This window comes from Paraburkholderia rhizosphaerae (assembly GCF_004366595.1).
Lineage (GTDB): Bacteria > Pseudomonadota > Gammaproteobacteria > Burkholderiales > Burkholderiaceae > Paraburkholderia > Paraburkholderia rhizosphaerae.
On record NZ_SORE01000039.1, the window covers coordinates 14,977 to 28,099 of the forward strand.

General features: G+C 61.2%; 14 protein-coding genes. 1 reads left to right on the forward strand and 13 read right to left on the reverse strand.

The window, feature by feature from the left end:
- Positions 1–9 precede the first annotated feature (9 nt).
- Positions 10–1,278: an acyl-CoA dehydrogenase family protein gene (locus BX592_RS31305; protein WP_134197168.1), complete on the forward strand. Its 1,269-nt coding sequence runs from the start codon at positions 10–12 to the stop codon at positions 1,276–1,278.
- On the opposite strand, the gene BX592_RS31310 is transcribed toward BX592_RS31305, so the two are convergent.
- The 13 genes from BX592_RS31310 to nuoI form a co-directional block, all read right to left on the reverse strand.
- Entirely contained in the window at positions 1,275–1,748 is a 474-nt protein-coding gene (locus BX592_RS31310) for a MaoC family dehydratase (protein WP_134197169.1), read from the reverse strand. The genes BX592_RS31305 and BX592_RS31310 overlap by 4 nt on opposite strands.
- Positions 1,745–2,227, reverse strand: a complete 483-nt coding sequence (locus tag BX592_RS31315) for a MaoC family dehydratase (RefSeq protein WP_134197170.1) — start codon at positions 2,225–2,227, stop codon at positions 1,745–1,747. Before BX592_RS31315 ends, BX592_RS31310 begins: the two co-directional genes overlap by 4 nt.
- A 37-nt stretch (positions 2,228–2,264) precedes the next feature.
- Positions 2,265–3,398: an acyl-CoA dehydrogenase family protein gene (locus BX592_RS31320; RefSeq protein ID WP_134197171.1), complete on the reverse strand. Its 1,134-nt coding sequence runs from the start codon at positions 3,396–3,398 to the stop codon at positions 2,265–2,267.
- Positions 3,399–3,408: 10 nt separating this feature from the next.
- Positions 3,409–4,605, reverse strand: a complete 1,197-nt coding sequence (locus tag BX592_RS31325) for an acyl-CoA dehydrogenase family protein (protein ID WP_134197172.1) — start codon at positions 4,603–4,605, stop codon at positions 3,409–3,411.
- A gap of 57 nt (positions 4,606–4,662) precedes the next feature.
- A complete protein-coding gene (locus tag BX592_RS31330; protein ID WP_134197173.1) occupies positions 4,663–5,103 on the reverse strand; it encodes a DUF1178 family protein in 441 nt (146 codons plus the stop codon).
- Between the two features lie 260 nt (positions 5,104–5,363).
- Positions 5,364–5,966, reverse strand: a complete 603-nt coding sequence (locus BX592_RS31335) for an NUDIX domain-containing protein (protein WP_134197174.1) — start codon at positions 5,964–5,966, stop codon at positions 5,364–5,366.
- A 42-nt stretch (positions 5,967–6,008) separates the two neighbouring features.
- Positions 6,009–6,305 carry a DUF2818 family protein gene (locus BX592_RS31340; protein WP_134197175.1) on the reverse strand — a complete coding sequence of 99 codons (297 nt, stop codon included), beginning with the start codon at positions 6,303–6,305 and terminating at the stop codon, positions 6,009–6,011.
- Positions 6,306–6,308: 3 nt separating this feature from the next.
- On the reverse strand, positions 6,309–7,781 hold the full coding sequence (gene nuoN, locus BX592_RS31345) for an NADH-quinone oxidoreductase subunit NuoN (protein ID WP_134197176.1): 1,473 nt from the start codon (positions 7,779–7,781) through the stop codon (positions 6,309–6,311).
- Between the two features lie 25 nt (positions 7,782–7,806).
- Positions 7,807–9,297 carry an NADH-quinone oxidoreductase subunit M gene (locus BX592_RS31350; protein WP_134197177.1) on the reverse strand — a complete coding sequence of 497 codons (1,491 nt, stop codon included), beginning with the start codon at positions 9,295–9,297 and terminating at the stop codon, positions 7,807–7,809.
- 18 nt (positions 9,298–9,315) lie between these two features.
- The gene (gene nuoL, locus BX592_RS31355; protein ID WP_134197178.1) at positions 9,316–11,379 is read right to left on the reverse strand and encodes an NADH-quinone oxidoreductase subunit L; all 2,064 of its coding nucleotides are present in this window, start codon (positions 11,377–11,379) and stop codon (positions 9,316–9,318) included.
- A 31-nt stretch (positions 11,380–11,410) separates the two neighbouring features.
- Positions 11,411–11,716, reverse strand: a complete 306-nt coding sequence (gene nuoK / locus BX592_RS31360) for an NADH-quinone oxidoreductase subunit NuoK (protein WP_134197179.1) — start codon at positions 11,714–11,716, stop codon at positions 11,411–11,413.
- 20 nt (positions 11,717–11,736) lie between these two features.
- Positions 11,737–12,447, reverse strand: a complete 711-nt coding sequence (locus BX592_RS31365; RefSeq protein ID WP_134197180.1) for an NADH-quinone oxidoreductase subunit J — start codon at positions 12,445–12,447, stop codon at positions 11,737–11,739.
- Positions 12,448–12,622: 175 nt separating this feature from the next.
- Positions 12,623–13,111: an NADH-quinone oxidoreductase subunit NuoI gene (gene nuoI / locus BX592_RS31370; RefSeq protein ID WP_012401389.1), complete on the reverse strand. Its 489-nt coding sequence runs from the start codon at positions 13,109–13,111 to the stop codon at positions 12,623–12,625.
- Positions 13,112–13,123 lie beyond the last annotated feature (12 nt).

A 13,123-nucleotide genomic window follows, 5' to 3' on the forward strand; every position in this document is an offset into this window, starting at 1 on the left:
AGGGCAAAGATGAACTTCGATTACACACCGAAAGTACAGGCACTGCGCGAAAAGCTGCTCGCATTCTTCGACGAACACATCTATCCGAACGAGCGCGCATTCGCCGCCGAGATTGCACTGAACCGGCAAAACGGCAATGCATGGTTGCCGACCGAACTGGTCGAAACACTCAAACAGCGCGCGCGCGACGCCGGGTTATGGAATCTGTTTCTGCCCGATTCGCAGCGCGGCGCGGGTCTGACGAATCTCGAATACGCACCGTTGTGCGAGATTATGGGCCGCGTGCCATGGGCACCCGAAGTGTTCAATTGCAACGCGCCGGACACCGGCAATATGGAAACGCTCGAGCGCTACGCAAGCGCGGAGAACAAACGCGAATGGCTCGAGCCGCTGCTGGAAGGCCAGATCCGCTCGGCGTTCCTGATGACGGAGCCCGAAGTCGCGTCGTCGGATGCCACGAATATTCAAACGCGTATCGTGCGCGACGGCGACAGCTATGTAATCAACGGCCACAAGTGGTGGTCGACCGGAGCGGGCGATCCGCGCTGCAAGCTGTATATCGTGATGGGCAAGACCGATCCGGATGCGCCGCGCCATCAGCAGCAGTCGATGATTCTCGTGCCCGCGGACGCGACCGGCATTACCGTGAATCGGCCGCTGACGGTATTCGGTTACGACGATGCACCGCATGGCCATATGGAAATCACGCTCGACAACGTACGCGTGCCGGCGTCGAATCTGCTGCTCGGCGAAGGACGCGGTTTTGAAATCGCACAGGGGCGCCTCGGTCCTGGCCGCATTCACCACTGCATGCGGCTGATCGGTCTCGCGGAACGCGCGCTCGAACTGATGTCGAAGCGCGTGTTGCAGCGTGTCGCGTTCGGCAAGCCGATCGCCGCGCAGACAGTCACACAGGAGCGCATCGCCGAAGCGCGCTGCATGATCGAACAGGCAAGACTCCTGACGCTGAAAACCGCGTACATGATGGACACGGTTGGCAATAAAGGCGCGCGCGGCGAAATTGCGATGATCAAGGTGGTCGCGCCGAATATCGCATGTCAGGTGATCGACTGGGCGATCCAGGCGCATGGTGCGGCCGGGATGAGCGACGATTTTCCGCTTGCGTATGCGTATACGTCGGCGCGCACGCTGCGCTTCGCGGACGGACCGGACGAAGTGCACCGCAATGCGATCGCGAAGCTCGAACTGGCGAAGTATGCGCCGCGTGAGGCCGGCGCTGCGTCAAGCGGAAGTGCCGCCGGCGATAAAGCGCGCTAGAAATAGTGCCGCGTGATGAACTCAGCGATGCATACCGGCCGTTCGCTGCCCTGGCGCTCGAGGCTCACACGCCAGACCACTTGCACGCCGCCGTCGTCGACATCGGTCGCGCTCGCCACCACGAAGCTTGCCCGCACCTGCGAGCCGACCGGTAGCGGCGCGACGAAGCGCACGCGATTGAGCCCGTAGTTGACGCCAAGCCGCTGTGCAAACTGCATTGTGCGATCGAGCAACGCCGGGATCAGCGACAACGTCAAAAAGCCATGCGCGATCGGACCGCCGAACGGCGATTCGCGCTGCGCGCGTTGCGGATCGACATGAATCCACTGGTGGTCGCCGGTCGCTTCGGCAAAGCGATCGACGCTCGCCTGATCGATCTCGACCCACGCGCTCACGCGCGGCAACGCGCCAATCAGCGCGCGCACCGCGTCGGCGCTGTCGATGCGGGTCGTATCCACGTCGGGCGTCATGCGGCCGCCCCCTGCGCCTTCGCGGGCGTCTTTGCGGGATTGCGCAAACCGAAAATGCCTTTCGACCGCACGGTGATCACCGTGTCGCCGTGCTGATTGATGCCGTCCCATTGCGTCGACACGATCCCGCGATCCGGCTTGCTTGCCGATACGCGCTTGTCCAGCACCGTGTTCGTCATCCGGATCGTATCGCCGACGCGCACCGGCTTTAGCCAGCGGATATCGTCGATGCCCGGCGAGCCCATCGACGTCGACCCGGCAAATGTGTTGCGCACCAGCAGGCCCATCATCACCGAACAGGTATGCCAGCCACTCGCGATCAAGCCGCCGAATGGCGACGCGGCCGCCAGCGCATCATCGACATGGAACGGCTGCGGATCGAACTGCGTGGCGAACGCGACGATTTCGTCATGGGTAAACGTGTGCTCGCCGATTTCATATGTTTTGCCGACCTCGAAGTCTTCGTAGCTCAATCCCATGTTTGTCCTCATGTGTGGTGCAGTAGCACGCAGGTGGTCACGCGTCGACGGTCGCGAAACCGGGCAACGACGCAAAGCGCGCGAGATGATGATCGACGTCACCCAGTGTCGTTTCGATGATTGAAAGACGCTTGAACAGATGGGCCGCCGCCACTTCGTTCGTCATTCCCATGCCACCGTGCAGCTGGATGGCCTGCTGGCCGACGAAGCGAGCCGCCTGGCCGATGCGCGCCTTCGCCGCGGACACCGCACGGCGTCGTTCATCCGCAGCATCGGCGCTTGCGTAACGAACCGCCGCCAGATACGTCAGCGAGCGCGCCTGCTCGGTGTGAATCATCATGTCGACCATCCGATGCTGCAGTGCCTGAAAACGCGCGATCGGCGCGCCGAACTGCTCGCGCGTTTTCGTGTATTCGAGCGTCGCGTGATTGAGCGCGTCGAGTGCGCCGAGCGCCTGCGCGCACAGCAATACGGTTGCGTAGTCCGCGATATGCTCGAGGGTCGCCGCGCCCGCATGCCGGCCGCTCAATCGACGCGCGGGCGTTTGCGTGAACTTCAATGTCGCCGCGCGCTGGCCATCGATGGTTCGGTAGTCGGTGATGTTCGCGCCCGCCGCGTCGCGAGCCACGACAAATAGCGCGATTTCGCCATTCACACGCGCAGGCACGATCCAATGGTCTGCCTGCGCGCCGTGCTGCACGACCGATTTCGTACCATCGAGCCGATAGAGATCGCCCTGACTCTTGACGGCGATCGTGTCGACTGCGAAGAGGTCGTAGCGCGCACCGGGCTCATGAAACGCAACCGCGAGTTTGAGTTCGCCTTGGGCGACGCGTTCGAGCAAGGCAGCGTCGTCACTCTGCCCACTTCCGGCGAGCCTCAGCGCCTCGACACCGACCACGGTCGCCCAATACGGCTCGACGACCAGCGCGCGTCCGCATTGCTGCATCACGACCAGCATGTCGATCGCACTGCCGCCAAATCCGCCGTGCGCTTCGGGCACCGGCAACGCGGTCAAGCCAAGCTCGGCAAACGCGGACCACTGCGCGTCCGACACGCCCGCATCCGAGCGAATGATCGCGCCGCGCGCGTCGAACCCGTATTGCTTGTCCAGATAGCGGCGCAGCGCATCGGCGAGTTGCTGCTGTTCATCGTTAAACGTGAAGTCCATGCGTCGCTCCTCAGAGTCCGAGCATCATCTGCGCGATGATGTTCTTCTGGATTTCGTTCGAGCCGCCGTAAATCGACGTCTTGCGATAGTTGAAGTAATACGCGGCGAGCGGCGCCGCGTCATCGTCGCCCGCGACGCTATGCGCGCGCGCGCTTTCGAGGAATGACACGTCGAACGGTGCGGCGAGCGGACCGATCGCTTCGAACATCAATTCGGTCAGCCCCTGCTGGATTTCCGTGCCTTTGATTTTCAGCAACGACGCCTCCGGACCCGGCCCGCGCCCTTGCGCTTCATTCGCGACGACACGCAGCACGGTCACTTCGAGCGCGATCAGATCGATCTCGAGGCTCGCGACCTTCGCGGCAAATAACGGGTCATCCAGCAGCGGCTTGCCGTTCTTTTTCTGCGCGAGCGCGAGCCGCTTCAGAAACACCATCTCGCGCTTCGAATTCGCGACGCGCGCAATGCCGGTCCGCTCATGGCCAAGCAGATATTTCGCGTAGGTCCACCCGCGATTTTCTTCGCCGACGAGATTGTCGAGCGGTACTTTCACGTCGTCGAAAAACACTTCGTTGACTTCGTGGTCTTCGTCGAGCGTGATGATCGGCCGCACCGTGATGCCGGGCGTCTTCATGTCGATCAGCAGAAATGAAATGCCTTCCTGCTTCTTCGCGTCGCCGTCGGTGCGCACGAGGCAGAACATCATGTCCGCGTACTGACCGAGCGTGGTCCAGGTTTTCTGGCCGTTCACGACATAGTGGTCACCATCGCGCTCGGCGCGCGTGCGCAGCGATGCGAGGTCCGAGCCCGCGCCCGGTTCGGAGTAGCCCTGACACCACCAGTCGGTGCCATCGAGAATACGCGGCAGATAGCGGCGCTTCTGCGCGTCGCTGCCGTACTTCATCAGCACCGGCGCGACCATCGACACGCCGAACGGCAGCACGATCGGTGCACCGGCGCGCGCGCATTCGTCGTCCCAGATATGACGCTGCGTCGCGTTCCAACCCGGGCCGCCATACTCCGGCGGCCACGCAGCCGCGGACCAGCCGCGCTGGCCAAGCAGCCGGTGCCAGCTCGCGTAGTCGTCGCGGTTCAGACGTTTGTGATGGAGGACCTTGTCGCGCAGCGCGTGCGGAAGGTTCGATTCGAGCCACGCGCGAATGTCGGCGCGAAAGGCGTCTTCGGCGGGCGTGGTGTTCAGATCCATGTGCGGACTCTCCCTGCCGCGGCCGTTTCACTGTCAGCCGCCGGGACACCGCACACGTTATTGCAGCGGCTCTTTCAGCGCGGCAGGAATCGGCAGCGGCATCACGTCGATGCCTTCTTCGACCAGGGCTTTCGCATCTTCGGGTGTGGTCACACCGCGAATATTGCGTGCGGGCGCTTCGTTGTAGTGAATGCGCCGCGCTTCCTCGGCGAAGCGGTCGCCCACGTTCTCAGTCTTTTCCAGCACCTCGCGCAGCGCGTGCATCGCGCGCGCCTGCCATTCACGCGCCTGCGATGCGCCGGCGTCCGAAGACGACTGCGCGTCGTTCGCGCCGGACAGATTCAGCCGCGGCGCGGAGGGCAAACGGCTCACTTCCTTCGCACCGCAAATCGGGCATTCGACAAGCTGCCTCTTTGCCTGCGATTCGAAATCGTCGGCAGAAGCAAACCAGCCTTCGAACCGATGGCCGTGAGGACACTGTAAATCGAGGACCTTCATCTGGGATCAGGGCTTGCGTACGAGTTTAGCGCAAAAAAATGGTTTATGAACGATCGTTCGTAAAAGGGCATTTCACCGGTATCGGTCCGGCCGCGAGGCACAATGATGACTGGATACGTTGAGCCTGGCGAAGCGCCGCGCGAACCAACACCCGTTGATTTATATGGGGATCTTATCGCGTAGCGCAATGGTACTCCCGACCCGACACCGGGGTTGCGCTTTTCTTTTTGTGGTTTTCGACGCGCTGTGGCGCCGTGCGATCAACCTTCGACCGGTGCCGGAACCGGCCATGCGCCCGACAGGAATTTCTCCAGCCAGAACGTGCCAATGATCGTCTTCACGTCGCTGAGTTCGCCGGTGCGCACCCATTCGGACACTTCGGGCACCGTCGCGATGAACGTTTCGATAAATTCGCCTTCGTCGAGATTCTGCTTGCCGGCGGTCAGCCCCCGCGCAAGGTAGATGTCGATGAATTCGGTCGAATACGAAATGATCGGATGGATACGCGTCAGGTAGATATATTCGCGCGCCGTGTAACCAGTTTCCTCTTCGAGCTCGCGCTTTGCGCAGGTCAGTTCATCTTCGTTCGGATCGAGCTTGCCGGCCGGATATTCGATCATCACCTTGCCCGTCGCGTAGCGATACTGGCGTTCCATCAGCACGCGGCCGTCATCGAACAACGGAATCACCATCACTGCGCCGGAATGGACGACGTATTCGCGCGTCGCTTCCTTGCCGTCCGGCAAGCGCACGGTGTCGCAGTTGACCGTCATGAACGGCCCCTGGTACACCCGCTTGCTGGACAAACGGGTCTCGGTCAATGCTGCGTGATGATGTTCCGGATGTTCGGTAGATTCAGCCATATGCGACCTCTGGACGGCCAGTTGGCGCCGCGGCCGAAACCGTCAGCGCCGCTTGACGAGATATTGAAACGTGAAGCCAGGAAACGAGAATACGACGAACAGGCTGAAAGTAATTGCGTAAAATTGCCAGCCCTGCTCGAAACGGTTCCCGGCGCGCGCTTCGAGCATGAAGCCGAACGCGCCGACCACAAAATAAAGGACGATCATTTCGCCAATCCGGATCCACGCACTTTTCTTCGCGGCCCTTAACGGCACGACGGCGAACAAACGCTGATTCACGAACGGCAGGTTGGCGCCCACCAGCGCCAACAGCACGATAAACCACCCTGCAGCAGACATTGATCAGAGCGGCAACGTATGAGAGATGGCCTGCAGGCAGACCGACATCAGCGGGCCCGGCACGATGCCGAGCACCACCACCGCGATACCGTTCAGCGCGAGCAGCATGCGCTTGCTTGAATCGGCGGCGATGACCGACGTGTCTTGCGGCTCGTCGAAGTACATCAGCTTGACGATGCGCAGGTAGTAGAACGCGCCGAACAGCGACGTGATCACCGCCAGCACCGCGAGCCACGTCAGGCCGGCGTTCATCGTCGCTTCGAGCACCGCGAGCTTCGAGTAGAAGCCGACCGTCGGCGGAATGCCTGCGAGCGAGAACATCATCACCATCATCACGAATGCGAACACCGGGCTGCGCTGGTTCAAGCCCTTGAAGTCGTCGAGCGTTTCGGCTTCGAAATCGCGGCGGCCGAGCAGCATTACAACGCCGAACGAACCGAGCGTCGTCACGAGGTAGACGATGCTGTAGAACATCGCCGAACCGTACGCGTTCGCGGCGGCCGCGGTCTTGCCGTCGACCACGCCGGCCAGCAGGCCGAGCAGCACGAAGCCCATGTTCGAGATCGCCGAGTACGCGAGCATCCGCTTCACATTGCGCTGGACGATACCGGTGATGTTGCCGACAATCAGCGACAGCGCGGCCAGAATGATCAGCATCTCCTGCCAGTCGACGGCAAGCGGCAGCAGCCCCATCACGAGGAAGCGCAGCCCCCACGCGAATGCGGCTACCTTCGGGCCGCCGCCGACGATCAGCGTCATTGCCGTCGGCGCGCCCTGGTAGACGTCGGGCACCCACATATGGAACGGCACCGCACCCATCTTGAACGCGACACCGGCGACGATAAAGATCACGCCGAACAGCAGCACCACGTCGTTGATACGGCCCGACGCGACCGCCTTCAGCACTTCACCCAGTTCGAGCGAACCGGTCGCACCGTAGATCATCGAGATGCCGTACAGCAGGAAACCGGACGCGAGCGCACCGAGCACGTAGTACTTCATCGCCGCTTCGTTCGACTGCGCTGCATCGCGACGCAGCGCGATCACCGCATACAGCGACAGCGACATCAGCTCGAGACCGAGATACAGCGTCAGGAAGTTATTGCCGGAAATCATGATCAGCTGACCGAGCAGCGAGAACATCGCGAGCAGGTAGTAGTCGCCGCGGTACAGATCGCGATCTTCCAGATACTTGCGCGAGTAGATCAGCGCGACCGTCAGGCCCAGCGACACCACCGCTTTCATCACGCTTGCGAACGGGTCGACTATGTACATCCGCGTGAAGAAGTAGTGCGGCGTCGGGTCGAGTGCCAGCACGCCGAACCAGATACCGGCAATCAGCGTCGAGAACACCGAGATCAGGTACGTGGTGCGGCGGCCCGCCTGGCCGACAAACGTATCGTTGAGCCAGGCGACGACGACCGCAGCCATCAACAGCGCGTCAGGTAGCAGAGCACTCATAGGGGCGTTTTGCATGATTTTCTGATTCCTCCGCTCTGCTCTACTGAGACAGCGGCAGCTTCGACTGCGATACGTGGGTAAGGAGGTTTTCCACGGACGCATGCATCACTGAAGAGAAAGGCTTCGGATACAAGCCCATGAACAGCGTCAACGCGGCGAGCACGATCAGCATGAAGAACTCGCGGCCGTTCACGTCGATCAGCTTCCTCACGTGGTCGTTGCCGACCGCGCCGAAGTACACGCGCTTGTACATCCACAGCGTGTACCCGGCGCCGAGAATCAGCGTGAACGCGGCGCCGAACGCAATCCAGAAGTTGTACTGGACCGCGGCCAGGATCACCATGAACTCGCCGACGAAACCGGAGGTACCCGGCAGTCCGCAGTTCGCCATCGAGAACAGCATCACCAGCGCGGCGAACTTCGGCATCGTGTTGACCACGCCACCGTAGTCCGCGATCTGACGCGTATGCATCCGGTCGTACAGCACGCCGATGCAAAGGAACATCGCGCCCGACACGAAGCCGTGCGAGATCATCTGCACGATCGCGCCTTCGACGCCCAGCTGATTGAAGATGAAAAAGCCGAGCGTAACGAAGCCCATGTGCGCGATCGACGAGTACGCGACCAGCTTCTTCATGTCGGCCTGCACCATCGCGACGAGGCCGATGTAAATCACCGCGATCAGCGACAGCGTGATCACGACCGGCGCGAGGAAGTGGCTTGCGTCGGGTGCGATCGGCAGCGAGAAGCGCAGGAAGCCGTACGCGCCGAGCTTCAGCATGATCGCCGCCAGCACCACCGAGCCGCCGGTCGGCGCTTCGACGTGCGCGTCAGGCAACCACGTATGCACCGGCCACATCGGCACCTTCACCGCGAACGCAAGGAAGAACGCGATAAACAGGAGCACCTGCGGTTCCATCGGCAACTGCACCGCGTGCCACGCCGCGAGATCGAACGTGCCGGTCTTCGTGTACAGATAGATCAGGCCGACCAGCATCAGCAGCGAGCCCATCAGCGTATACAGGAAGAACTTGAACGCCGCATACACGCGGTTCGCGCCGCCCCAGACACCGATGATGATGTACATCGGGATCAGCGTTGCTTCGAAGAACACGTAGAACAGCAGACCATCGGCGGACGAGAACACGCCGACCATGATGCCCGACAGAATCAGGAACGCGGCCAGATATTGCCCGACGTTCTTCGTGATCACTTCCCACGCAGCGACCACGACGATGATCGTGATCAGCGCGGTGAGGATCACGAACCACATCGAAATGCCGTCAACACCGAGGTGATACGTGATGTTGAACCGGTCGATCCAGTGCGCCTGCTCGACGAACTGCAGCTTGGCCGTGTCCGGATCGAAATCGGTGATCAGCGGGATCGTCACGATAAAGCTCAGGATCGAGCCGATCAGCGCAATCCAGCGCGCCGGCGCCGGATTGCGGTCGTTACCGACCGCGAGCACGACCAGGCCGAAAATGATCGGCATCCAGATCGCGATGCTGAGAATCGGATAGTTATACATGGTGTCTCCTCGCGTTATTTATTTGCCGCCGAGCGTGACGAACAGCGTCAGGAGGCCCAACATGCCGATGATCATTGCAAACGCGTAGTGATAGATATAACCGGACTGCAGGAAGCGGATCACGCTCGCGAACCAGCCGATAAAGCGCGCGCTGCCGTTGACGATACCGTCGATCACCACGACGTCGCCTTCCTTCCACAGACCGCGGCCAATCGCCACCGCGCCGCGTGCGAACACGACTTCGTTGATCTTGTCCATGTAGTACTTGTTGTCGAGCAGCGTGTAGATCGGCGAGAACGTCTGGCGGATCTTCGCCGGCAGTTCCGGACGCTTGATGTACAGGAACCACGCGACGACCACACCTGCGAGCGACAGCCACACCGGCAGACCGGAGAACGAGTGAATCGCCATCTGGAACCAGCCGTGGAACTCTTCGGCCATTTCGCGCAGCGCCGGATGGTTGTCGGCGATGTAAATCACCTTGTCGAACGCGACGCCGTGGTCGAAGAAGCCACCGTACAGCAGCGGCTGGATCGCGATCGCGCCGATGATCACCGACGGAATGGCCAGCGCCACGAGCGGCAGCCACACCACCCACGGCGATTCGTGCGGCACGTGCGCATGATCATGGCCGTGATCGTCGTGGCCATGACCATGATCGTCGTGCGCGTGCGCCGCGGCTTCTTTCGCCATCGGCGAGTCGGGGTGCTTCGGGCCACGGAAGCGCTCTTCGCCGTGGAACACCATGAAGTACATGCGGAACGAGTACAACGCCGTGACGAACACGCTTGCCGTCGCCGCGAAGTACGCGAAGCCCGAACCTGGCAGATGCGACAGATGCGCCGCGTCGATGATCGAATCCTTCGAGTAAAAGCCAGCGAAGAACGGCGTACCGATCAGTGCGAGCGAACCGATCAGCGACGTGATCCATGTGATCGGCATGTACTTCCACAGGCCGCCCATGTTGCGCATGTCCTGGTCATGATGCATACCGATAATCACCGAACCGGCGCCAAGGAACAGCAGCGCCTTGAAAAACGCGTGCGTCATCAGGTGAAACATCGCGACCGGGTACGCCGATGCGCCGAGCGCGATCGTCATGTAGCCGAGTTGCGACAGCGTCGAATACGCGACCACGCGTTTGATGTCGTTCTGCACGACGCCGAGAAAGCCCATGAACAGCGCGGTAATCGAGCCAATCACGATGACGAACGAAAGCGCTGCATCGGACAGCTCGAACAGCGGCGACATCCGCGCGACCATGAAAATACCGGCGGTCACCATCGTGGCCGCGTGGATCAGTGCGGAGATCGGCGTCGGGCCTTCCATCGAGTCCGGCAGCCACACGTGCAGCGGGAACTGCGCGGACTTACCCATCGCGCCGATGAACAGGCAAATGCACGCGACCGTCAACAGGCCCCAGTCGGTGCCAGGGAACGTCAGCGACGCGAGTTCGTGGCTCCTGGCGAACACTTCGCCGTAGTTCATCGAACCGGAGTACGCGAGCAGCAGGCCGATGCCCAGCAGAAAGCCGAAGTCGCCGACCCGGTTCACGATAAACGCTTTCATGTTCGCGTAGATCGCGCTCTCTCGCGTGTAGTAGAAGCCGATCAGCAGGTACGACACGAGACCCACCGCTTCCCAGCCGAAGAACAGCTGCAGGAAGTTGTTGGCCATCACAAGCATCAGCATCGAGAACGTGAACAGCGAGATGTACGAGAAGAAGCGCTGGTACCCGTCCTCCCCCGCCATGTAGCCGATCGTGTAGATGTGCACCATCAGCGACACGAAGGTCACGACGACCATCATCATCGCGGTCATCGTATCGACGAGGAAGCCGACCTCGAATTTCAGCTTGCCGACCGTCATCCATTCGTAGATCGTCGCATTGAAGCTCGCGCCGTTCTGCACGTCGAGGAACACGATCGCCGACAGGACGAACGAGATCGCGACCCCGAGGATCGTGACCGAATGGGCGCCTGCACGCCCGATCGTCTTGCCGAAGAGGCCCGCGATCAGCGAACCCGCGAGCGACGCGAGTGGGATGGCCAGCAGCAGGTTTTCGTTGAGTGTCGTTGACATAACCGCTTACCTGAAATGAACTTCGCTGAAATTAACCTTTGAGCTGATCGAGATCCTCGACGTTGATCGTGTCGAGGCTACGGAACAGGGTCACCAGAATCGCGAGGCCGATCGCCGCCTCGGCGGCTGCCACCGTCAGTACGAAGAAGACGAAGACCTGGCCGTGTATGTCGCCGAGATAGTGCGAGAACGCGACGAAATTGGTGTTCACCGCCAGCAGCATCAGTTCGATCGCCATCAGGATGATGATCACGTTGCGACGGTTCAGAAAAATGCCGACGACGGCGATCGCAAAGAGGATCGCGCCGAGCACGAGGTAATGAGCAAGGGTCAACATGTTTTTCTCCTCCAGGGCGCTCAGGCTTTGGCTGCCGGCGCAGCACCTGCTGCTGCCGTTGCGGATGCCGTCGCGGCCGTGGCCGGTTCGGTGGCTTCGGGCGCCGGCGCGACTTCCGCCGGCATCTTCACGACGCGCACGCGGTCCTGACGGCGCACCGATACCTGATCGGAAATGCGCTGGCGTTTGCTGTCTTTCTGATGACGCGTGGTCAATGCGATGGCCGCGATAATCGCGACGAGCAGGATCAGGCCGGCCACTTCGAACGCGAAGATGTAATCGGTGTAGATCACCTTGCCGATCAGGCGCGTGTTCGACCAGTCCGCGGTGCTGCCTGCTCCGGCAACTGCGGCCGCGGTGGTGTCGCGCACCGGCTGCACAGTTGCGCCGTAACCGTGCCACAGGATCAGCGCGGTCTCGACCACGATGATCGCACCGACGATGGTCGCCATCGGCACGAAGCGCTTGAAGTCTTTGCGCAGCACGTCGAGATTGATGTCCAGCATCATCACGACAAACAGGAACAGCACCATCACCGCGCCGACGTACACGAGCACCAGCAGAATGCCGAGGAATTCGGCCTGCAGCAGCATCCAGATCGCGGCCGCGTTGAAAAACGCGAGCACGAGGAACAGCGCGGAAGCCACCGGGTTGCGCGAGGTGATCACCTTCAGCCCCGACACCGTCAGGAGCAGCGCGAAGATGTAGAACAGTACGGTCGTGAATTCCATGATTACCGGTTCATCGTTAGGCCATCGTCAGGCTGGGTCCCAGGACTTGCCGCACGCGCGCGCATTCTACGCGACACCATCTTGCGCGATTCACGCGAGCGCGACAGTCAAGGGGCTGCGCACCGAAACGCCCCAACCGGGCGGCCAATGCGACTTCGTGATGCAATTTCCTACTTCAACGATACGGCGCGTCCGCTGCCTTGTTTGCTGCGATTTCCGCTTCATAGCGGTCGCCCACGGCCAGCAGCATGTCCTTCGTGAAATACAGATCACCGCGCTTTTCGCCGTGATATTCGAGAATATGCGTTTCGACGATCGAATCGACGGGGCAGCTTTCTTCGCAGAATCCGCAGAAAATGCATTTGGTCAGATCGATGTCGTAGCGCGTCGTGCGACGCGTATTGTCCGCGCGCGTTTCCGATTCGATCGTGATGGCAAGCGCCGGACACACCGCTTCGCACAGCTTGCACGCGATGCAGCGCTCTTCGCCGTTTTCATAGCGGCGCAGCGCGTGCAGACCGCGAAAGCGCGGCGAGATCGGCGTCTTTTCTTCCGGGAACTGCACGGTGATCTTGCGCTGGAACGTATAGCGTCCGGTCAACGCGAGACCCTTCAGCAGTTCGGTCAGGAAGAAGGTCTTGAAGAAGTTTTGAATTGCGGTCATTGCAAATCCGCC

Excerpts from the sequence above, each read along its gene's own strand:
- nuoK (WP_134197179.1), bottom strand. The coding sequence starts at position 11,716 with ATGTTGACCCTTGCTCATTACCTCGTGCTCGGCGCGATCCTCTTTGCG.
- BX592_RS31330 (WP_134197173.1), bottom strand. The coding sequence starts at position 5,103 with ATGAAGGTCCTCGATTTACAGTGTCCTCACGGCCATCGGTTCGAAGGC.
- BX592_RS31340 (WP_134197175.1), bottom strand. The coding sequence starts at position 6,305 with ATGTCTGCTGCAGGGTGGTTTATCGTGCTGTTGGCGCTGGTGGGCGCC.
- BX592_RS31315 (WP_134197170.1), bottom strand. The coding sequence starts at position 2,227 with ATGGGATTGAGCTACGAAGACTTCGAGGTCGGCAAAACATATGAAATC.
- BX592_RS31335 (WP_134197174.1), bottom strand. The coding sequence starts at position 5,966 with ATGGCTGAATCTACCGAACATCCGGAACATCATCACGCAGCATTGACC.
- BX592_RS31320 (WP_134197171.1), bottom strand. The coding sequence starts at position 3,398 with ATGGACTTCACGTTTAACGATGAACAGCAGCAACTCGCCGATGCGCTG.
- BX592_RS31365 (WP_134197180.1), bottom strand. The coding sequence starts at position 12,447 with ATGGAATTCACGACCGTACTGTTCTACATCTTCGCGCTGCTCCTGACG.
- nuoI (WP_012401389.1), bottom strand. The coding sequence starts at position 13,111 with ATGACCGCAATTCAAAACTTCTTCAAGACCTTCTTCCTGACCGAACTG.
- BX592_RS31325 (WP_134197172.1), bottom strand. The coding sequence starts at position 4,605 with ATGGATCTGAACACCACGCCCGCCGAAGACGCCTTTCGCGCCGACATT.
- BX592_RS31350 (WP_134197177.1), bottom strand. The coding sequence starts at position 9,297 with ATGTATAACTATCCGATTCTCAGCATCGCGATCTGGATGCCGATCATT.
- BX592_RS31305 (WP_134197168.1), top strand. The coding sequence starts at position 10 with ATGAACTTCGATTACACACCGAAAGTACAGGCACTGCGCGAAAAGCTG.
- nuoL (WP_134197178.1), bottom strand. The coding sequence starts at position 11,379 with ATGTCAACGACACTCAACGAAAACCTGCTGCTGGCCATCCCACTCGCG.
- BX592_RS31310 (WP_134197169.1), bottom strand. The coding sequence starts at position 1,748 with ATGACGCCCGACGTGGATACGACCCGCATCGACAGCGCCGACGCGGTG.
- nuoN (WP_134197176.1), bottom strand. The coding sequence starts at position 7,781 with ATGCAAAACGCCCCTATGAGTGCTCTGCTACCTGACGCGCTGTTGATG.